Consider the following 18,351-nt stretch of genomic DNA (forward strand, 5'->3'; position numbering starts at 1 on the left):
TCGTGTTACCATAAAAAATGTCGTGCTACCCACCTGGCATGTAGCCCAAACAAGGAGAAACCCATGCACATGGCAGACGCGTTGTTATCCCCCGCGGTCGGCGGGACCATGTGGGCCGCTTCCGCCGGCGCCATCATATACTGTTCCCGAAAGCTGCGCCAGGAAATGGACGGGGGCAAGGCGCCCCTCATGGGCGTCCTGGGCGCCTTCATCTTTGCGGCGCAGATGATCAACTTCACCATTCCGGCCACCGGCTCCAGCGGCCATCTCGGCGGCGGTCTTCTGCTGGCGGTTTTGCTCGGGCCTGCCGCAGCCTGTATCACCATTGCCTCGGTTCTCGTGGTGCAGGCGCTGTTTTTTGCCGACGGCGGGTTGCTGGCCCTGGGCTGCAACATCTTCAACCTCGGGGTTCTGCCGGCCTGTATCGCCTACCCCTTCATCTATAAGCCCTTGGTCGGCAGCGCGCCGAGCACAACCCGGATAACCGTGGCCGCCATGGTTGCCGCCATCGTCGGCCTCCAACTGGGCGCCTTTGCCGTGGTCCTTGAAACGGTGGCTTCGGGCATTTCCGCGCTGCCTCTAGCCGCCTTTGCCGGTCTCATGCAGCCCATCCATCTGGCCATCGGCGTGGTCGAGGGATTGGTGACCGCCGCGGTGGTTTCCTTTGTATATCAAGCCAGGCCGGAGATCATCGAGAGCGTCCAGCAGGCTCGCCTCCTCGGCCAAACCCCTTTGCGCAAGGTTCTGGCACTCTTTCTCGGCGCAGCTTTGTTGACCGGCGGCTTTGTTTCCTGGTTTGCCTCGGAAAATCCCGATGGGTTGGAATGGGCCATTGCCAAGGTCACCGGCGCCGAAGAATTGGCTGGGCCGGAACAAGGGCTGCATGCCAGACTTGCCGGGTTTCAGGCCTCAATCGCCTTTCTGCCGGATTATACGTTTAAACAATCCGGGCAACAACCGGAAAACAAGGCAGGGCAGGAAAGTTCCCTGGGCTCCAGCGTGGCCGGGGTTGTCGGCGGCCTGCTCACCCTGGCCATGGCCTTGTTGAGCGGCCTGCTCCTGCGAAGAAGGCAGGGAAAGGTGGCCTGAGACGGCAGGAAAGTCTGGAAATCGCGCAAACACGGGGAGGAGGCGCACGGCCTCTTCCCCTCTTTTTTAGGAGAGGCGGATGGCCTCCATTGCCGGAGCAATAACGGAATTCAGGCAGCTTGATCTGCTGGCCAACGGGGATACGTCCGTGCATCGGATCGATGCCAGGGCCAAGGTGCTGGTGACCCTGGCATTCATCCTGGCGGTGGTTTCCTTTGGAAAATACGAACTGGCAGCACTCTTTCCGTTTTTTCTGTACCCGGCGGTGATCATGGCGCTCGGCAATCTGCCGGTTCGCCATATCGCCAGGAAAATCCTGGTGGTTCTTCCCTTTGCCCTGATGGTGGGCATGTTCAATCCCCTTTTTGATCAGACGGTGCTGATTCGTCTCGGTCCCCTTGCGGTCAGCGGGGGGTGGCTCTCCCTTGCTTCGATTATGGTGCGGGCAACGCTCACGGTCGGGGCCGCCCTCATCCTGGTGGCAGTAACCGGATTTCCCGCGATCTGCCATGCCCTGGATCAGTTGGGAATGCCCCGGATATTTACCGTGCAGCTCCTTTTTCTTCACCGCTATCTGTTTGTGCTCATCGAAGAGGGCGGCCGGACTGCGCGGGCCCGCGAATTGCGTGCTTTTGGCAAAAAAGGATTGGGGTGGCGCTCCTACGGTTCGTTGCTCAGCCAGCTTCTCTTGCGGACCTGGCTGCGGGCTGAGCGGATCCATCTCGCCATGCTGGCCAGGGGGTTCACCGGCGAATTCCATCCGCGCCGGACAACCCGGTTCGGGGCCAGGGATTTCTTGTTTCTCGCGGGCTGGTCGGGGTTGTTTCTTTTTTTCAGGCTGATCAATGTCTCTCAACTTCTGGGGACGATCGTTACAGGGGGGAGAGGATGAGCCATCATATTGTCGAGGTAAAGGATCTGCGTCATGTCTATCCCGATGGCACCGAAGCGTTGCGGGGTGTTTCCTTCCGGATCACCCATGGCGAGTCGGTGGCGATCATCGGCGCCAACGGGGCGGGCAAGTCCACCTTGCTCCTGCATCTGAACGGGTATCTGGCAACCAGCCAGGGGTCTATCCGCATCGGGGATTTTCCCCTGACCCCCGCCACTCTGCCTGAGATCCGGCGCACGGTGGGCATGGTGTTCCAGGATCCGGACGACCAACTCTTCATGCCGACGGTGTTTGACGATGTGGCCTTTGGCCCGTTGAATTTGGGACTGACCGGGGATGAGGTGGAAGAGCGGGTGCAAGAGGCCTTGGCCCGGGTGGGGGCCGGACATCTGCGCGACAAGCCTCCATACCGGCTTTCCGGCGGGGAAAAGAAGCGGGTGGCCATCGCCACAGTGCTGGCCATGTCACCGGACATTCTGGTCATGGATGAACCGACCAGCGGGCTTGATCCCTTTGCCCGGCGACAGCTCATGGGTCTCTTGAAAAACTTCCGCCACACCAGGATTTTCACCAGTCACGATCTGGACATGGTCTTGGAGCTGTGCGAGCGGACCATTGTCCTGCACGAAGGCGAGGTCCGGGCCGATGGCCCTACCCTGGATATCTTTCGAGACGAAGCGCTGCTTGGTGCCTGCCGGCTGGAAAAGCCCTTTGCCATGCAAGGGTGTCCGGTTTGCAATCGCTAACCGTCCAGCAGCACCGCATCTGCTTTGTCATCGGCCTGCTCATGTGCAATAGCACACTTTGCAGACCTCTTTCGCGCATCTGCGGCACTGCTGAACGGTTATGACAGCCATCACTTTCCTTATTCTTCAGCCGGATAAGGCTACGCTTTACTTGCAGCGCACCACCAGCACGTTGCAGTGGGCATGGCCGATTGCCCACGCCGTGGTGCTGCCCATGAGCAGCCGCACAAGGCCGGTGCGGCCATGGGTGCCCAGCACGATCAGATCCACCTTGCTTTTCTTTGCTGTCTCCACCAGTGCTTCCGGGGTGGAGGTCGAGACGACGATCTTGGTCTCGCAGGTGAGTCCGGCCTTTTTAACCTTGGCCGCCGCCCGGTCCAGGTCGCCGCGCCCTTTTTTTTCCATCAGTTTGTGTGCGTCCGGCGCCATGGCCTGGAATTCGATATCGATTTCCGGGGCGCTCACCAGCAGGAGTTTCGCGCTCGACCCCTTTGCCATGGCCATCGCTTCCTTCAGGGCGCAATCACTGAATTTTGTGCCGTCATAGCCAACCATGATTTTTTTATACATAGCATCCTCCCTCTCAGATGTTTACCAACAGGATCGATGGCGGTGTTTCGTCGCCCGGCAAAGGTTGAACTCTTCTGAATTATTATCCGTAATCGCCGGGGAGTTTGTCAAAACAAAAAAAGAATGGGCGGAAGCAACGGATCGGCGCGGGCTCATTTAACAGAAAAAAGCGGCATGGTTGGAGGTGAAAATCGGCGGGTCGCGCTGGAGAATCCGGGCAATATCCGGGTGACGCTTAAACTCCTGATCGAGAAACCGCCGGATTTTCGTGCGCGACCACCCTTTGGGATGCTCGAAATCGGTGTATAGGGAGAGATCTCCCCCATAAAATTCGCTGCGCGCCATAAAGGGCGCTTCCGGGCTGCCAATGGGCATGTTGAACACGGCCAGATTGAGAAAGGTGATGGCCGCATGGTGGCGGACCACAAAATCCATGGTCCGCCGCGCTTCCCCAAGGGATTCTGAGGGGGTGCCGAACAGCAGATAGATGTAGGTGGCGATTCCCGCCTCGGCCAGGGTTTGCAGCACCTTTTCGATCAGGGCCAGATCCTGCCCCTTGTTCATGGCCTCCAGCACGGATTGGTCCCCAGACTCCAGGCCCAGTTTCAGCAGCCGGCAGCCGGAGCGGCGCAGACTCCGGCAGAAGGCCCCATCGGCCAGCAGGGGGGTGATGCGAGCAAAGCCGTACCAGTCGAGCCCCGGCGGTTCGGCGGCCAGGGCCTGCATCAGGGCCGGGCTCACTGCGTTGTCGAGAAAATGGAGCAAGGCCGGGCGGTTGGGCTGGACAGCGGCTTTGAGCGCGGCGATATCGGCCAGCACCGTGACGGGGGGGATCTGCAGGTACGGGTTGCCTTCGGCCTTTTCCGGGCAAAAAAGGCACTTGTTCCAGTAGCAGCCCGAAGAGGCGGCGTAGGGGAGGATAAGGCCGGGGGCCAGGTAGTCGGCGAGCGGCAGGCCGGAATAGGAAGGGGTTTGGTGGGCGGTAGAAAAATCGGCGCCCATGAGGCGAACCAGCGCTTCTTCTCCCGGGCCGGCAAGGCAATGATCGATGAGCCCGGCAAAGGGATTGCGCCAAGCCGGGTTGCGCAGCCAGGAGGTGACCAGCCCCCCTCCCAGCACGATGGGCAGCCCCGGATACTGTTTTTTAAGAAAGCCGGCCATGGCAAAGGTAACGGGGGCTTGGCTCAGGTAGTTCAGGGAGATGCCGATGAGGGCAGGGCGGGTTTCCGCGATGAGGGCGGGAAGGCGGGTTGCGAAGTAGGGAAAGAAGATGTTTGCTCCGGGGTTCTCGGCAGTCCGGAGAAGATCCGCGCTGCGCAAGGGAGAAAGATCCTGTTCCTGATAATTGGCCAGGGTGAGGGAAAGATTCCGGCTGCGGCCTGCCTGCTCCAGCACCCGGTTGACATCCGCCACTGCCCGCCGGTAGCGGGAAGGGTTTGTGTACAGTTTCGGGCTGCGCAGGGATGCCAGATTATCCTTGAGATTGCGGCCTGCGCGGAGGCTCCAGGTGTCCGCGCCCTGGGGTGGGGAGGCGAGCAGGAACATTTGCCCTTCCAGATTGGCGTCCAGCAAGGTGCAGGGAAGGCCATGGCCCCGGATGGCCCCGGCTAGACGGGCAATACCGGCGGGAGGTTCGCAACCCTTGGCGGCTGGGGGATGGATGAGAAGCATGGGAGTGAAGATACCCGAATGCGGGCGGGAGCGCCATGGGCAAAGCTGTACGAGAAGCCTCGGCCCACTGAAAAAAAACGGGCGCTCGGATGAGCGCCCGCGGGGAACAGGGTGTGGATGAAGGGCAGCTTGCGCTTACAGGTGGCAGATCAAAACCGGGCAGTCCGCATAGCCGATAACCCGTTCGGTGACGCTGCCCATGAGGAACCGGGTCAGCCCTTTCCGGCCATGGGACCCCATGATGATGAGGGTGGCGGAGATTTCCGCCGCCATGGCGTTGATGGCCTGATGGGGCTCGCCATCCCGCACGAACAGTTCCGTTTGCACCCCGAGATCCCCACCCCATTTTCGCACTTTGTCCAAGACCTTGTCCGCTTCCTGGTACAGTTCCTTCACGACTTCCTGGCCAAGGGCGTAAAATTCGTCGTTGGTATAGACCACCGAAACGGCATTGAGTTTTACCTTCCGTTCCTGGGCGATCTCCAGGGCCCGGGCCAGGGCGTTGTCGCAACAGGTGGAGCCGTCCGTGGCCAGCAGGATATTCTCCCAGGAGAGCTTGCCGGCTTCCGGAGTCACTAGGACATCCTTGCTCGTGTGTCCGATAACCCGGGCAGTGACGCTGCCCATGAGCTCACGCTCCATCTTGTTCTTGCCCCTGCGGCCCATGATGATCAGGTCGCAGTTCTCTTCTTCCGCGACCTGGACGATCTGCTCATATGGCTCGCCCTGTTCCAGATTGGTCAGGATGCTGATCCCTTCGCGGTCCGCAAGGTTCCTGGCCTCGGCCAGCATTTCCTGGCCGGGGCCGGCGATAGCCTCTTTAATGTCCGAAACCCCGATGAGCTCCAAGTCCCCCTGGTAGGGGGGGACAACGGCAAGCACCTTGATCCAGCTCTTGTCCTCCCTGGCAAACTGGCTTGCCAGGGAGAGCGCGTTTCGAGCCGAGGGAGAACCGTCGTAGGCAACGAGGATCTTCCGGTACTTAGCCATTGCTTACGCCCAGTACAGCTTTTTTGCTTCTGCTGTCGGCGGTCATGCCTTTGATCATGGCCACGATGATGATGAGCGCGGCGGAACCCAGGGCTGTGACCAGGGACCAGAAGCTGATGCCTTCGAGCAGGGCGAGGGTGCTTTCCTGTATGGGGGTCATCAGCTCAAGGTCGATCAGATAGCCGGGGATCTTGACGCCGCGGCTGACTGCGACAATGAGCATGGTGGTAGCCATGACCACCTTGATGATGTAATCCTTGACATAGGTGGTTCCCAGGGCGCCGAGCTGCACGCCGATCAGGGAGGTGGCCAAAAGCAGCAGGGCGAGGCGGATATCAATGAGGCCGGAGAGACCCCACTGCACGGAACCCCAGGCGCCCATGACAAAGGCGATGATCAGCTCGGTGGCGCTGGCCACCACGGCGGAGGCGCCGATTACATAGATCATGCCGGGGACGCCGACGAAGCCGCCCACCGCGATGGTGGCCGCGAGCATGCCGGTGAGCAGGCCGACCGGGATGGTGATCCAGGCGGAGATGGTCACTTTGGCGGTTTTGAAGTGCATCATGGGCGCGAGCTGGATCTTCTGCATGCGCAGGGCCAGCTTGCTTACGGTTTCCTTGCCGCCGCCCCTGGCGAGTTTCCAGGCATCGAAAAACACATAGCCGCCGACAAAGACGAGGACCACCATGAACACCGCGCTGATGTAAAGGTTGGAGCCTGCGCCGCCGAACTGGTTCAGGATGTATTTCTGGATCTTGATCCCGATCTGCACGCCGATGACAGCGGTGGTGGCCATGACCAGACCGAGCTTGATGTCGGCCTGGCCGTATTTCCAGCGCTTGTAAGCGCCGACCATGGCCTTGGGGAACTTATGGCACATGTTGCTGGCCACCGCCACCGCGCCCGGGACGCCCAGGGACATCATGGCCGGGGTCATGACAAAGGCGCCGCCGGAGCCGATGAAGCCGGAGAGCAAGCCGCCAACAGCGCCGATAACCAGCAGGGCAATGAGCTTGCTGGCGGTCATGTCCATGAACATGACGGAGATATCCTTCATCACATTGCCGGCCTCGGCATGTTTATCCAGATTGATCAACACCTTCTGGTTCATGGCGATGTCCTCGGGCTCCATCTTCTCGTTCAGGGCCAAAGTCACCATTTCCTTGGTGCCGTCTTTTTCAAAAAGAACCGTGCGCTCGGCACTGTTCACTTGGGTAATAATACCCTTGAGCATGTCCTTGGACGGGCCATCGCCGGCGGCAAGGGCCGAATGGGCGGACAGGGACAGGGGGAGCAGGGCGAACATGAGTATGAGCAGTAACTTCTTCATTGCGGGTAAATCTCCTTTATGCGAGCCGGTGCGGCTGGTTTATTTTTTTGCTTCAATGCCAAGGGCGCTCAGCAGGTTGCTGGCAAAGGCCCCATGGATAAAGGAAAAGAAAAAGGCCGCCCCCACCGGATACACCCAGCGCCAGCCGCCCATGGTGAAGACCTCGGTGACCAGCTTTTCGTTGGTGAAGAGCAGGTAATAGGCGGAAAGCGACATCGTCCCGAAGATGATGGTCTCCAGGTAGGGCTTGCTTTTTGCCGCCGGGGCCGGGGATTTGCCGTGCTGGCGGGTGGCTTTTTCGCCCAGGATCTGGCGGGCGGTGTCGTGTTCGCCCGCCTCGGCAAAGGCGACAGCCGACATGTTTTTGTCAAAGGTGGTGATGGTCATCTTTTCTCCCTTATGTGTTGTAAATGTAGTTATAGAAGTCAGGCCCTGACGGACGACCCTGCGTACATCACGACAGGGCAGTGCAGGGCCTGAAATTTGGCGATCATGTTTTCTTTTGCCTTGCGGCATTTTGGGCCGTCCGGCTCCAGCGCATCGAAGACAACGCAGAGGATGTCCCTGCGGGAGCCGGCATGCCGGAGTACTTCGTCGGCCAGGCAGTCAAGCCCGCTGACCGGTTGATAGATCACGCCCTTTTCTTGCAGGGCGTGGTTCAAGGCGGCGAGGGGCTCTTTTTCCTGTCCCAAGCCGGAGACGGGTTCATTCTCCGGCATGTTCAGCATGTGGAAGATCTCTAGGCCGCCGCCCAGGCGTTGACAGAGATGCAGGGCATAGCTGATGGTTCTTGGGGCGATTTCCGGTTTGTCGGTGCCCAGAAGTACCCGTTTGCGCGCATTCTTGTTTGTCTGGAGAAACTGGCGAGCCGTCTCGAACTCGCCTGCCTCGGCAAAGGTCGCCGCAGTCATGGCTTCTTCAAGTTTTTTGAACATCGTCGTCAGTGCGCTCATGGTCGTTTCCGGGGAAAGGGTGTTCGGTTTAATGGGTTGCCTGGTTCGGCAGGATCTGGCCGCCGGATATTTCCGTGGCCTGCGGTGCCGGTTTGCCCGGCGTTGATTTCCGGTTGCCGGCGTATTCTTGCGCCAGTTCTGGTTCGTTGGCTTCGGCAAAGGTAATGGCTGTCATCAGGCGGTCGATGCGATTCAATATGGTGTTCATGGTGGTTCTCCTTTCTCTGTGGATGGTGCGTGAAACTGGGACATGCCCTTGTGCTGTTGCCAGTTGTATTGAGCAACAAGCGTGCCATGTCTGATTTTTTATTTTTATCCTTTTATTTCAACAAGTTGTGCGTGTGTTGGATTTTTTGGACGATGTTTCAGTTTTGCAACGTGAACCGTGGTAAAAAAATAATACTCAATAAAGTCAACGAGATGTGTTGGTGTTGCAACAAGAAAACCAGTGTTGCCAAATGCAACCTCTGGACTTTGTTTTTCGCTGGGAGTATTGTGCTCTCGAACAGGAAACCGGCAGGGCGAATCGGCACCTTGCGGGAAAGGAAGGCAGATCATGTTCCACCTCGGCATACGCAAGAAGATTACCTACGGCTTTTATCTGTTGCTCCTTCTGATGGTGGGCTCCGCCGTGCTGACCTACGCCCTGGTCAAGCGGGTGGAAGACCAGGTTGCCTTCAGCGAGGTTATCGAGGATTTTTTCAATACGACCCTTGAGCTGCGCAGGTTCGAGAAGAACTATTTTCTCTACCGGCAGGCGAAGGATTTCCAGGAAAACCAGTTTTATTGGGGACAAATCAGAGACATCTATGAAAATAACGCGGCGGCCCTGCATCAGGTGGTTTCCTCCCCGGAGACCCAACAGTTGGCGCGGGTGATCGAGGCGTACAACAGGCACATGGGGCAGCTCCATGCCTATTACCAGCAGATTGCCCAAGGGGCGGACTACGCGGGCAGCGGCCACACCCAGGAAAAGCTGGAGGAGCAACTCCGTTCCACCGGGAAAGAGCTCACCGAGTTCGGCGAAAAAACCCGGAATGCCGTAAAGCGGAAAATCACGACCCTCCTGAAAACGACCCAGAAGATTCTTCTTGCCTCCATGCTTTGTCTGTTTGTTTCCGCCCTCACCATTGCCGCCCTGCTGGGCAGGAAGGTGGTGAATTCCCTGAAGATTCTTGAAGGATATACCAAGAGGATTTCCCAGGGGGATTTCGTGGAGGTCGCGGTGGGGGAAGGGGAGCAGGAGATCCGATCATTGCTCACGGCCTTCAACCGGATGACCAAGGAATTGCAGATGCGGCAGCATCAACTGGTGCAATCGGAAAAACTGGCGGCGCTGGGCACCCTGCTGTCCGGAGTGGCCCACGAGCTGAACAACCCTCTGTCCAACATCTCCACTTCGGCCCAGATTCTGGGCGAGGAGATCGACGACGACAATGTGGAGTTCAAGAAGAGCCTCATCGGCCAGATCGAGATGCAGTCGGACAAGGCGCGCGATATCGTCCGTACCCTGCTGGAGTTTTCCCGGATCAAGGAATTCAAAAAGGAGAAGCTGTTTTTCAAAAAGCTGGTGGATGAAACCATCCTCCTCCTGCGCGGGCACGTTCCCAGCGAAGTGGTTATCGGAGTGGACGTTCCGGAGGATCTTTCCATTGTCGTTGACAAGCAGCGAATGCAGCAGGTTCTGCTCAATCTGATCAAGAACGGGATCGATGCGATGCAGGGCAGCGGGCATATCTGGATTTCCGCCCTTGGCACCGGATGCGGCACCGGGCTGGATGAGGTGGAAATCCTCATCGAGGACGACGGTCCTGGGATCGATGCGGAACATGTCAACAGGATCTTTGACCCGTTTTTCACCACCAAGGACGTGGGCAAGGGCTCCGGCTTGGGATTGTTCATTGTGCATGACATCATCGAGTGGCATGGCGGGTCCATCAGCGTGGACAGCAGGCCAGGGCTCGGCACTACTTTCATTATCTGGCTACCGGGAGAGCAACAGGAACATGGTCACGAATGACGAACCCACAAGGATCTTGGTCGTTGACGACGAAGAGATTGCCTTGAACAACCTCAAGCATGTTTTGAAGAAAGAGGGGTACGAGGTCACCGCCTCACAGAGCGGTCCCCGGGCCCTGTATCTGCTGGAGGAGAACATGTTTGACCTGGTCCTGACCGATTTGAAGATGGAAAAGGTCGGGGGGATGCAGATCCTGAAACGCACCAGGGAGCTGTATCCGGACACCGAGGTGATCATGATCACCGGGTACGCCACGGTGGATTCGGCCATCGAGGCGATGAAGGGCGGGGCGTACCATTATATTGCCAAGCCCTACAAGCTGGACGAGGTTCGGAAGGTTGTGCGGGAAGCCCTGGAGAAAACCAGGCTCAAACGGGAAAACTCCAGGTTGCGGGAACATCTCAAGGCGTTCCAGGGAGATGCCCGCATCATCACCGACAACCCCGGGATGAAAAAATTACTGGCCACGGCCGGCCAGGTCGCCACCTCGGACAGCAATGTGGTGATCTGCGGGGAGTCGGGCACCGGCAAGGAGCTGCTGGCCCAATTTGTCCATAGTTGCAGCAACCGCCGCAACGGGCCCCTGCTTTCCGTGAATTGCGGGGCTTTCCAGGAAGATCTGTTGGCCAATGAGCTCTTCGGGCACGAGAAAGGGGCGTTTACCGGGGCGGTGGAAATGAAGAAGGGATTGGTGGAGATGGCCGATGGCGGCACCCTTTTTCTCGATGAGATCACCGAGATGTCTCCGGCCATGCAGGTGAAGCTCCTCCGGGTGATCCAGGAAAAAGAGGTGATGCATCTCGGCGGGGTTTCACCGATCAAGGTCAATGTCCGCTTTCTTGCGGCAACCAACCGGAACCTCCAGGAGGAGGTAAAGCTGGGGCATTTCCGGCAGGATCTGTTTTTCCGGATCAACGTGGTGGCGCTCCATATCCCGCCCCTGGCCGAGCGCAAGGATGACCTGCCCCTGCTGATCCAGCATTTTATCAGGAAATACGGGGTGTTGATGCACAAGGAGGTGCGCAATATCGAGCCGGAGGTGGTGGATATCCTGCTGCGCTACGATTTTCCGGGCAATGTCCGGGAGCTGGAAAACATCATCGAGCGGGGGGTGGCGCTGGCCAGCGGCGACACCATTGAGGTCGGCCACCTGCCGGAAGATCTGCGCGACGCTTCGTTTCATACCTTTCGCCGGAAAAGCGGCGGCATCCCCAGTCTTGCCGATCAGGAGCGGGCCTATATCGAGTGGGTGTTGAGGGAGCACGGGGACAACAAGAGCCTGGCTGCCCAGGTTCTGGGCATTGACCGGGTTTCCCTCTGGCGCAAGATCAAGAAGTATGAGCTTGAGGGGTGAGGGGCCTGCCAAGCGTTTTTTAGTGGGTTGTTGCCCCATCGGGATCGGGCTGGGGCGGGACAAGCAGGCCGAATCCGCTGCCCAGCCTGCGGACCAGTTCGATGAAGCTGTGGGGCATGGGCAGGTCGCGCTCAACCAGGAGAATGCCCAGGTCTTGCGCCTGCTGGAGGGTGGCGGTGCTGTCCGCGCCTTCCTGATGGTCGCACAGGGATTGGATGCGGAGGGCGTCGGTGAGGGGAATCCGCAGTTCCTCCAGCATCTCCCCGATCTTGCCCTGCTCCTGGGCAATGAGGTCCGCGTGGTTCCGGGCAAATGCGGCAAAGGGTTCCTCTTGGGGGGGGACGCCGAAGACCGTATTGATCAGCGCCCCGGCAAGCTTGGCGATGAAGGCGGCTTCGTGCTCGGGATGCTTTGTGGTCAACGTTTCTTTCAGTTTTTTAAAAGAGATCATTTTCACGATCTCGACTCCCTCGCGCAGGATGGGAATCAGTTTGCTTTCAAAGGCCATGGGCAGAATCCTTCCCTGTCCTGGACGGGTGTACAGGCTCGTTATTTTCCGGTAATGCGCGCGGCATGGGCGTGGATCAGGTGAAGAGGTCCGGTTCGCCGGTGACCTTGCGGACAAGATCCCGGTAGTCCTGGGCGCCGTTGGACCCCGGGGCAAACTCAAAAATGGTCTGGCCATAGGCCGGAGCCTCGGAGAGACGGACGTTGTAGCGGATCGGGGCGCAGACCTTCTCCCCGTAAATTTTTTCAATCTCCTCCAGAAACTCGCTGCCCCTTTTCACCCGCATGTCGCGGAAGGTGGGCAAAATGTAGCGCAGTTCGACTTCCTTGCGGAATTTCTGGATGGAGGCGATGCTTTTCAGGAATTCGCCAAATCCCTGGATGGACATGACCTCAAGGGAGACCGGGGTCATCAGCTCGTTGACATAGAACAGGACATTGACGGTGAGCGGATCCCAGCCCGGCGAGGTGTCCACCACCACGTAATCGTAGTCTTTTTCCAGCGGGGTGAGGGCCTGGGCAATGGTCAACTCGCCGCCGTAGTCCTTGCGGTCGATGAGGCGCTTGAGGCCTGCCAGGGATTTGCCGCCGGCCAGGATCCACAGATTTTTGCGGGCCTGGACGATTGCCTCCTCGGGGGGGAGTTCGCCGGTTACCAGCTCGGTGAGGCCGCCTTTGGGTTTTACGCCCAGCATGAAGCTTGACTGTCCCTGGGTATCGGTGTCAACCAGCAGAACCCTTTTCCCGGCCAGGGCGAGGCCGGCCGCGAGATTCACCGAGGTGGTGGTTTTGCCGACCCCGCCCTTGCTCAACGAGACGCCGATTCTTCTGGTTTCCTGATCGGACCGAGGCGCGGAGTCGGGATTAGGGTCCGGGACCATTTCGACCGGGGCGGGCTGCGGCTGTGGCGGGGGCGGCGTTTCTTCGCGGGGAATATCGAGGGGGAACTGCTGCCCGCACCCTTGGCACCGAGCCATCTTGACATTGGGCGGGATCCTCTTTTCATCGATGTTGTGTTCTTTTTTGCAATGGGGGCAAGTGATTATCATTGTGAAGTCTCCGGGCCGGCCGTGGCCAACTTCTGGTTATTTCTTGCGGATGTCCTTGAGGATTTCTTTCATCAGGTGGCTTTTTTCACCCTTTTCCTCAAAATCCTTGAGGATCATACTCAGCGCCTGATTGACGATCCGTGATTTTGAAATGCGGGATTTCAGCCGCGGATGCACAAGTTCGTTTATTTTCTCCCGCGCGTCATCCAGATCCTCGAAAATCTCCTCGGAAAGATAGTGGGTGGATTTTTTCTTGCTGTCGCCGGGCGAGGGTTTCTTGTGCTCCGGGTCTGGCGGGCTTTCCGCGGGCGTTGTGGCGCGCAGTGATTCTCCGGTGCGATGGATCAGCTTGGCAAGGGAGGACGCCTCATGCGCCGCATCCTCCTCCGCGCCTTTCAGCAGGTCATCCATGATGTCGTGTTTATTTTTTGCCGACATTTTCCCCCGGGTCCATGATGAGGTTGCGATTCAATCCCGGCCAAGGTCGGCGGAGCGGCTTGTTTCACCAAAGATCTTGGCATGGTGGGCGGAGAGAAAATGCTGCAGGGCCTGCTCGTCCTTTTTGTCCAGATCGATGAATTCGATTCCGCAATGGCACTCGCCGGAGGTCTCGCTTGGCGAGATATGGGTGACTTTTCCCCGGAGGACGATGGTGTTGTCGCCGACATGCAGCGTGATGTCGTAAAGCGTGCCGGCCAGAAAACCGCCAAGGGCTGGAACCAGGAGGCCCAGGCCGCGACTGCCGATATCGCAGACCCTGTGGGTGCGGCCATCGATTTCGGCACAGACCGGATCATCGTCCAGAATGGGTTCTCGGTAGTTCTTGCGGATGATTTTTTGGAGATCGGTATTTGCAGGGGTGGCTCCGGCCGGAGCCACGGGCAAGCCCGTAAGCTCCCAAGGGGCTATTTCTTCAGTCCCGCTTTCTTTCTTGGTCATTACCGACTCCTTATGGTCATGTGCTGATGAGAGGCAAGAAAAGTCTGAAAAAACGCGTTTGCTCCCAAAAACGTGCGAGTATGCAGGAGATGTTTGATTATTTATTGGCATTGCCAAGATTGTCAAGGCAAAACAGCCAGTTGTTGCGCCTTGACAGGGGCGGGGCGGAGTTGCGGCGACAGCGGGAAAAGTCCGGAGGCGGGTACGGCGTGGTTCTTCCGCATGCAGCTTGGTATCGGCCCGCAGGCCGAAGCGCTCAACCCAGCTCGGGAAATTTCACCTTGAGGGTTTCCTTGTCCGCGGTGCGTTCGACTTTTACCTGGACCTCGAGCTGGTCATTTTTAAGACCAAGGGTCAGCGGCATCCCCCCCTTGTCTTCCTCCAGATGGAGGATGGCGCGCATAATGGAGATGATCTTGTTGAAGACAGCCCTGGCCGGCGGGCGCAAGGCGATTTTTTCGGCCTCATGCTTGATGGTGACGGTGATCTTGTCGTTTTTTCGCTTGAGGGAAAGCTGGCGGGCCTCTTCGGTCAGGGTGAGGAGGAGGGCCAGGGCCAGGTACCGGAGGGCGTCTTCCTGGATGTCGGCGGAAGGGGCATCCGCCACCTTTTGAATGGTGGCGGCATAGTCCGTGCCAAGATAGCAGTCACACATTTCCATAAGCTTGAGATGAAGATTCGGGTCATGTATTTCCATGGCGTCTCCTGTCCTGGTCCTGTGGGAAAAAGAATCATCTGTTTCTGCGTTCATATTGCTATGAAGGGCTTTGTCGTGTCAAGGGAAAGGATGGCGGAAAGCACAGGGTTTTTAGCGCCTTGCGCTGCGGGCTTGAAAGAATTTTGACAGCGTGGCCCCGGCCTGCTATATTTCCGGCTCGCCGGAGAGAGAAAGTGCATGGTGAAGGCGTTCCAGCCGGGACGGTGCCCGGCGCCCTCGTTCCTTGTTGGTGCGGAACCATCAATCATTGAGAAGGCAAGGAGTTCAGAAATATGAAAACCGACCAATCGCAGAGCCTTTTTGCCAGGGCGCAGCAGCTTATCCCCGGTGGAGTAAACAGCCCGGTGCGGGCCTGCAAGTCCGTGGGCTGTGATCCTCTTTTTGTCAAGAAAGCCGCCGGTTCAAAAATTCAGGATGTGGATGGCAACGAGTTTCTCGATTTTGTCTGCTCCTGGGGGCCCATGATCCTTGGGCATAACCATCCGGCCGTGGTCGAGGCCATTGAGAAAACCCTGCAAGACGGCACCAGCTTCGGCGCCCCTTGCCCTCTGGAGGTTGAACTGGCCGAGCTGGTGATAGGCGCCCTGCCCTCGGTGGAAAAAGTGCGTTTCGTCAGCTCCGGCACCGAGGCGACCATGAGCGCCATCCGGCTGGCCAGGGGGTACACCGGCCGCAAGGTGGTGGTGAAGTTCGACGGCTGCTACCATGGCCATGCCGACAGCTTTTTGGTCAAGGCGGGTTCCGGGGTGATCACCCTCGGCATTCCCGGCAGCCCCGGGGTGCCGGAGGATATTGTCAAGAACACGGTGTCCATCCCCTATAATAACCCGGAGATCCTGGAAAAGACCCTGCGGGATGAAAAATTGGACATTGCCTGCGTGATCATCGAGCCGGTGGCCGGCAACATGGGGGTCGTCGCCCCGCAGCCGGGATTTCTGCAAAAGCTGCGCGCCCTGACTACGGAACTGGGCATCGTCCTGATCTTCGACGAGGTTATCACCGGCTTGCGCCTGTCCCTGGGCGGGGCGCAGGAATACTTCGGGGTCATGCCCGATCTCACCTGTCTGGGCAAGATTATCGGCGGCGGTTTGCCGGTTGGGGCCTATGGCGGCAAGAAGGAGCTGATGGACACTATCTCGCCGGTGGGCCCGGTGTATCAGGCCGGAACCCTGTCCGGCAATCCCCTGGCCATGGCGGCGGGCGCCGCCACCATGCGGCAGTTGGCCCAGCCCGGCTTTTATGCCGCGCTGGAGGAGAAGTCGGCCCGCTTTGCCCAGGGGTTGACCACGCTTGCCCAAAAATATCTGCCCGGGCAGACCACCCTGAACCGGGTGGGCTCCATGATGACGGCTTTTTTCACCCCTGGGCCGGTGGTGGATTTCGACTCCGCCATGCAGGCGGATACGGCCCGATATGGCCAACATTTCCGGCAGATGCAGGCGCAGGGAATCTGGCTGGCGCCCTCCCAGTTCGAGGCCCTTTTTATTTCCGCCGCGCAAACCGAGGCCGAGCTGGCCATGGCGCTGGAGAAAACTGAATGCTCATTCAAAAAGTTGGCAAAATGAGAAAAAAGCCGTTGACTTTGGGGTGATGCAATGCTAGTAATCCTATCGGTCATAACTCGATGAATCCTTTGTCCGAGCTGTGTGGCAGGGGGTGAAGATGTCCAATAATCGAAAGGATACACTGCGGTTGCTGGCGCAGTTCAGCACCGTTGGCATGACCGTTGCCTTCTCCATCTTTATCGGAGTCGGTATCGGTTATTATCTGGACCATACGGTATTTGGCGGCAGAACCTCGCCCTGGCTGACCCTGATTTTTCTCGGGTTCGGTGTGGCGGCGGCCTTCAAAAACCTCTATGACATGGCCAACAGAAAGGATCTCTGATGCCGGTTAGTGGTTCACCCGCATCGGGAGGTGAGGTGTCGCTCACCAAGGTCATGGTGTGCAACTGGCTGTTGCTGGGAGTGCTCACCGGTTTGGCCTGGTTGGGGTATTCAGGCTTCCATGCCCGTTCGGTTTTTATCGGCGGCGCGATTGCAAACCTCAGCTTCCTGTTTTTGAAAAGGGATCTGCTCCGGTTGCTGGCTGGGCCGCTTGAGGCGGTCAAGCCGTTGTTTTTTATGCGATATTATCTGCGGCTGTTTGTGGTCGTGGGGGTTCTCTTCCTGCTGGTCAGGTACCGGTTGGTTCACCCCTTCGCACTGCTTATTGGCCTGTCCACCGTGCTTTTGGGCATCGGACTTGCCGTCATGGTCGCAGCAAGAAGTATTTACTCGACAAAGTAGTACAAGGTTAAGGAGGCTGCGCACGGTCCATGGAACATCCAATACTGTTTATCTCGTTGATTCTGCAAAATCTGGGGATGCCGGTTCCCCACGGTCCGGTTGGGGACACGTTGCTGGCCAAGCTGGTTTCTCCGCACATGACCTATACCTGGCTGGTTATGCTCTTTCTGATCATCGTTCCGAAGCTGACCCTGGGTCAGATGTCCCTGGTGCCCGGCAAGGGTCAGAATTTCTGGGAGGTCGTCATCGGCGGCCTTGAGGGGTTCATGGCGGACAACATGGGCAAGGAAGGGGCTCGGATGATGTTCCCCATGCTCGCCACCTTTGCCCTCTACATCCTGGTGGCGAACATGATCGGCCTCATGCCTGGCTTCATGTCTCCGACCTCCAACCTCAACATCACCCTGGCCTGTACCCTGATCGTTTTCTTCACCACCCACATCCTGGGCGTGAAGTTCCACGGGGTCGGTTATATCAAGCATTTCCTCGGACCCATTCCCTGGCTGATTCCCCTCATGCTCCCCATCGAGCTCATCAGCCATTTCGCCCGTATTCTTTCACTCTCCATCCGTCTTTTCGGTAACATCATGGCCAAGGAGACCCTGCTGGGCATCCTGTTCATGCTGGCGGGCGCCTACTTTGCCCCGCTGCCGATTCTGTGTCTCGGCGTGTTTGTTTCCATCGTGCAGGCGCTGGTTTTTCTGCTCCTCTCGATCCTCTATTTTTCCGCCGCCATGGAGCATGCCCATTAATCTGTTTAACCGGTTCCTTGTGAACTAATGAAGAAGGCCAATTATAAAAAAATTTTTGGAGGAAGTAGAATGAAGAAAGCACTTTTGTCTGTATTGATGGTGTTGGCTATGTCCACCGTGGCCATGGCTTCCGAGGCTGCTGCCGAGGCTGCAACCACTGCGGCTCCTGCTGTGAACCTCGCCCTGGTTTGTCTTGCTGCCGCTCTGTCCGTTGGCGTTGCCGCACTCGGTTGTGGTATCGGCATGGGCGCAGGTATCGGCGGCGCTTGCTCCGGTATCGCTCGTAACCCCGAGGCTTCTGGCAAGATCACCGTTACCATGATCATCGGTCTGGCTCTGATCGAGTCTCTGACCATTTACGGTCTGGTTATCTCCCTGATCCTGCTGTTCGCGAATCCGTTGCTCAAGTAAGCTGTTCGCGATTTTTTTAGACGTGTAAGGCCGCAGGGGTTTCCCTGCGGCCTTTTTCCGTTTTTCGGG

The 18,351-nt window shown here is 58.2% G+C and carries 23 protein-coding genes; 10 read left to right on the forward strand and 13 right to left on the reverse strand.

Going from position 1 to position 18,351, the window contains the following annotated elements:
* Positions 1-63: 63 nt before the first annotated feature.
* The 3 genes from MWR57_RS11235 to MWR57_RS11245 all read left to right on the forward strand — a co-directional run bounded on the left by MWR57_RS11235 (position 64) and on the right by MWR57_RS11245 (position 2,727).
* On the forward strand, positions 64-1,089 hold the full coding sequence (locus MWR57_RS11235; RefSeq protein WP_423124912.1) for an energy-coupling factor ABC transporter permease: 1,026 nt from the start codon (positions 64-66) through the stop codon (positions 1,087-1,089).
* Between the two features lie 79 nt (positions 1,090-1,168).
* Positions 1,169-1,981 carry a cobalt ECF transporter T component CbiQ gene (gene cbiQ / locus MWR57_RS11240; RefSeq protein WP_423124913.1) on the forward strand — a complete coding sequence of 271 codons (813 nt, stop codon included), beginning with the start codon at positions 1,169-1,171 and terminating at the stop codon, positions 1,979-1,981.
* Positions 1,978-2,727: an energy-coupling factor ABC transporter ATP-binding protein gene (locus tag MWR57_RS11245; protein ID WP_423124914.1), complete on the forward strand. Its 750-nt coding sequence runs from the start codon at positions 1,978-1,980 to the stop codon at positions 2,725-2,727. Before cbiQ ends, MWR57_RS11245 begins: the two co-directional genes overlap by 4 nt.
* A gap of 147 nt (positions 2,728-2,874) precedes the next feature.
* Here MWR57_RS11245 and MWR57_RS11250 read toward each other — a convergent pair whose 3' ends face one another.
* The 8 genes from MWR57_RS11250 to MWR57_RS11285 all read right to left on the reverse strand — a co-directional run bounded on the left by MWR57_RS11250 (position 2,875) and on the right by MWR57_RS11285 (position 8,802).
* Positions 2,875-3,297, reverse strand: a complete 423-nt coding sequence (locus tag MWR57_RS11250) for a universal stress protein (RefSeq protein WP_423124915.1) — start codon at positions 3,295-3,297, stop codon at positions 2,875-2,877.
* Between the two features lie 156 nt (positions 3,298-3,453).
* The gene (locus MWR57_RS11255) at positions 3,454-4,968 is read right to left on the reverse strand and encodes a B12-binding domain-containing radical SAM protein (RefSeq protein ID WP_423124916.1); all 1,515 of its coding nucleotides are present in this window, start codon (positions 4,966-4,968) and stop codon (positions 3,454-3,456) included.
* Between the two features lie 135 nt (positions 4,969-5,103).
* Complete coding sequence (locus MWR57_RS11260; RefSeq protein WP_423124917.1) at positions 5,104-5,958, reverse strand: universal stress protein; 855 nt, start codon at positions 5,956-5,958, stop codon at positions 5,104-5,106.
* Entirely contained in the window at positions 5,951-7,018 is a 1,068-nt protein-coding gene (locus MWR57_RS11265; protein WP_423124991.1) for a sulfite exporter TauE/SafE family protein, read from the reverse strand. The genes MWR57_RS11260 and MWR57_RS11265 overlap by 8 nt, the downstream gene beginning before the upstream one ends.
* A gap of 312 nt (positions 7,019-7,330) precedes the next feature.
* Positions 7,331-7,678 carry a hypothetical protein gene (locus tag MWR57_RS11270; RefSeq protein ID WP_423124918.1) on the reverse strand — a complete coding sequence of 116 codons (348 nt, stop codon included), beginning with the start codon at positions 7,676-7,678 and terminating at the stop codon, positions 7,331-7,333.
* 38 nt (positions 7,679-7,716) lie between these two features.
* Entirely contained in the window at positions 7,717-8,244 is a 528-nt protein-coding gene (locus MWR57_RS11275; RefSeq protein WP_423124919.1) for a hypothetical protein, read from the reverse strand.
* A gap of 28 nt (positions 8,245-8,272) precedes the next feature.
* Positions 8,273-8,452 (reverse strand): hypothetical protein, encoded by a 180-nt coding sequence (locus tag MWR57_RS11280; RefSeq protein ID WP_423124920.1) that lies wholly within the window; start codon positions 8,450-8,452, stop codon positions 8,273-8,275.
* A gap of 104 nt (positions 8,453-8,556) precedes the next feature.
* Entirely contained in the window at positions 8,557-8,802 is a 246-nt protein-coding gene (locus MWR57_RS11285; protein WP_423124921.1) for a hypothetical protein, read from the reverse strand.
* On the opposite strand from MWR57_RS11285, the gene MWR57_RS11290 reads away from it, so the two are divergent.
* Positions 8,801-10,264: a sensor histidine kinase gene (locus MWR57_RS11290; protein WP_423124922.1), complete on the forward strand. Its 1,464-nt coding sequence runs from the start codon at positions 8,801-8,803 to the stop codon at positions 10,262-10,264. The two genes, MWR57_RS11285 and MWR57_RS11290, sit on opposite strands and share 2 nt — an antisense overlap.
* Positions 10,251-11,618, forward strand: coding sequence for a sigma-54-dependent transcriptional regulator (locus MWR57_RS11295; protein WP_423124923.1), 1,368 nt, complete (start codon positions 10,251-10,253; stop codon positions 11,616-11,618). The genes MWR57_RS11290 and MWR57_RS11295 overlap by 14 nt, the downstream gene beginning before the upstream one ends.
* A 19-nt stretch (positions 11,619-11,637) precedes the next feature.
* Here MWR57_RS11295 and MWR57_RS11300 read toward each other — a convergent pair whose 3' ends face one another.
* The 5 genes from MWR57_RS11300 to MWR57_RS11320 form a co-directional block, all read right to left on the reverse strand.
* Positions 11,638-12,126: a hypothetical protein gene (locus MWR57_RS11300; RefSeq protein ID WP_423124924.1), complete on the reverse strand. Its 489-nt coding sequence runs from the start codon at positions 12,124-12,126 to the stop codon at positions 11,638-11,640.
* Positions 12,127-12,202: 76 nt separating this feature from the next.
* Complete coding sequence (locus tag MWR57_RS11305; RefSeq protein ID WP_423124925.1) at positions 12,203-13,174, reverse strand: AAA family ATPase; 972 nt, start codon at positions 13,172-13,174, stop codon at positions 12,203-12,205.
* 36 nt (positions 13,175-13,210) lie between these two features.
* Complete coding sequence (locus MWR57_RS11310; protein ID WP_423124926.1) at positions 13,211-13,612, reverse strand: hypothetical protein; 402 nt, start codon at positions 13,610-13,612, stop codon at positions 13,211-13,213.
* A gap of 30 nt (positions 13,613-13,642) precedes the next feature.
* Positions 13,643-14,113, reverse strand: coding sequence for a PilZ domain-containing protein (locus MWR57_RS11315; RefSeq protein ID WP_423124927.1), 471 nt, complete (start codon positions 14,111-14,113; stop codon positions 13,643-13,645).
* A gap of 256 nt (positions 14,114-14,369) precedes the next feature.
* Positions 14,370-14,810 carry a hypothetical protein gene (locus tag MWR57_RS11320; RefSeq protein WP_423124928.1) on the reverse strand — a complete coding sequence of 147 codons (441 nt, stop codon included), beginning with the start codon at positions 14,808-14,810 and terminating at the stop codon, positions 14,370-14,372.
* Positions 14,811-15,103: 293 nt separating this feature from the next.
* Here MWR57_RS11320 and hemL point away from each other — a divergent pair, with 293 nt between their 5' ends.
* From hemL to atpE, 5 genes are all read left to right on the forward strand, one after another.
* The gene (hemL, locus tag MWR57_RS11325; RefSeq protein WP_423124929.1) at positions 15,104-16,396 is read left to right on the forward strand and encodes a glutamate-1-semialdehyde 2,1-aminomutase; all 1,293 of its coding nucleotides are present in this window, start codon (positions 15,104-15,106) and stop codon (positions 16,394-16,396) included.
* A 97-nt stretch (positions 16,397-16,493) separates the two neighbouring features.
* A complete protein-coding gene (locus tag MWR57_RS11330; protein WP_423124930.1) occupies positions 16,494-16,718 on the forward strand; it encodes an AtpZ/AtpI family protein in 225 nt (74 codons plus the stop codon).
* Between the two features lie 35 nt (positions 16,719-16,753).
* Positions 16,754-17,119 (forward strand): ATP synthase subunit I, encoded by a 366-nt coding sequence (locus MWR57_RS11335; protein WP_423124931.1) that lies wholly within the window; start codon positions 16,754-16,756, stop codon positions 17,117-17,119.
* A 29-nt stretch (positions 17,120-17,148) separates the two neighbouring features.
* Positions 17,149-17,871, forward strand: coding sequence for a F0F1 ATP synthase subunit A (gene atpB, locus MWR57_RS11340; RefSeq protein ID WP_423124932.1), 723 nt, complete (start codon positions 17,149-17,151; stop codon positions 17,869-17,871).
* A gap of 69 nt (positions 17,872-17,940) precedes the next feature.
* Complete coding sequence (gene atpE / locus MWR57_RS11345) at positions 17,941-18,282, forward strand: ATP synthase F0 subunit C (protein WP_423124933.1); 342 nt, start codon at positions 17,941-17,943, stop codon at positions 18,280-18,282.
* The last annotated feature ends 69 nt before the right edge of the window (positions 18,283-18,351 follow it).

This window comes from Hydrosulfovibrio ferrireducens (assembly GCF_046883345.1).
GTDB lineage: Bacteria > Desulfobacterota > Desulfobulbia > Desulfobulbales > Desulfurivibrionaceae > Thiovibrio > Thiovibrio ferrireducens.

Coding starts and splice junctions, on each gene's coding strand:
- MWR57_RS11235 (WP_423124912.1), top strand. CDS start 64: ATGCACATGGCAGACGCGTTGTTATCCCCCGCGGTCGGCGGGACCATG.
- cbiQ (WP_423124913.1), top strand. CDS start 1,169: ATGGCCTCCATTGCCGGAGCAATAACGGAATTCAGGCAGCTTGATCTG.
- MWR57_RS11245 (WP_423124914.1), top strand. CDS start 1,978: ATGAGCCATCATATTGTCGAGGTAAAGGATCTGCGTCATGTCTATCCC.
- MWR57_RS11250 (WP_423124915.1), bottom strand. CDS start 3,297: ATGTATAAAAAAATCATGGTTGGCTATGACGGCACAAAATTCAGTGAT.
- MWR57_RS11255 (WP_423124916.1), bottom strand. CDS start 4,968: ATGCTTCTCATCCATCCCCCAGCCGCCAAGGGTTGCGAACCTCCCGCC.
- MWR57_RS11260 (WP_423124917.1), bottom strand. CDS start 5,958: ATGGCTAAGTACCGGAAGATCCTCGTTGCCTACGACGGTTCTCCCTCG.
- MWR57_RS11265 (WP_423124991.1), bottom strand. CDS start 7,018: ATGAAGGATATCTCCGTCATGTTCATGGACATGACCGCCAGCAAGCTC.
- MWR57_RS11270 (WP_423124918.1), bottom strand. CDS start 7,678: ATGACCATCACCACCTTTGACAAAAACATGTCGGCTGTCGCCTTTGCC.
- MWR57_RS11275 (WP_423124919.1), bottom strand. CDS start 8,244: ATGAGCGCACTGACGACGATGTTCAAAAAACTTGAAGAAGCCATGACT.
- MWR57_RS11280 (WP_423124920.1), bottom strand. CDS start 8,452: ATGAACACCATATTGAATCGCATCGACCGCCTGATGACAGCCATTACC.
- MWR57_RS11290 (WP_423124922.1), top strand. CDS start 8,801: ATGTTCCACCTCGGCATACGCAAGAAGATTACCTACGGCTTTTATCTG.
- MWR57_RS11285 (WP_423124921.1), bottom strand. CDS start 8,802: ATGATCTGCCTTCCTTTCCCGCAAGGTGCCGATTCGCCCTGCCGGTTT.
- MWR57_RS11295 (WP_423124923.1), top strand. CDS start 10,251: ATGGTCACGAATGACGAACCCACAAGGATCTTGGTCGTTGACGACGAA.
- MWR57_RS11300 (WP_423124924.1), bottom strand. CDS start 12,126: ATGGCCTTTGAAAGCAAACTGATTCCCATCCTGCGCGAGGGAGTCGAG.
- MWR57_RS11305 (WP_423124925.1), bottom strand. CDS start 13,174: ATGATAATCACTTGCCCCCATTGCAAAAAAGAACACAACATCGATGAA.
- MWR57_RS11310 (WP_423124926.1), bottom strand. CDS start 13,612: ATGTCGGCAAAAAATAAACACGACATCATGGATGACCTGCTGAAAGGC.
- MWR57_RS11315 (WP_423124927.1), bottom strand. CDS start 14,113: ATGACCAAGAAAGAAAGCGGGACTGAAGAAATAGCCCCTTGGGAGCTT.
- MWR57_RS11320 (WP_423124928.1), bottom strand. CDS start 14,810: ATGGAAATACATGACCCGAATCTTCATCTCAAGCTTATGGAAATGTGT.
- hemL (WP_423124929.1), top strand. CDS start 15,104: ATGAAAACCGACCAATCGCAGAGCCTTTTTGCCAGGGCGCAGCAGCTT.
- MWR57_RS11330 (WP_423124930.1), top strand. CDS start 16,494: ATGTCCAATAATCGAAAGGATACACTGCGGTTGCTGGCGCAGTTCAGC.
- atpB (WP_423124932.1), top strand. CDS start 17,149: ATGGAACATCCAATACTGTTTATCTCGTTGATTCTGCAAAATCTGGGG.
- atpE (WP_423124933.1), top strand. CDS start 17,941: ATGAAGAAAGCACTTTTGTCTGTATTGATGGTGTTGGCTATGTCCACC.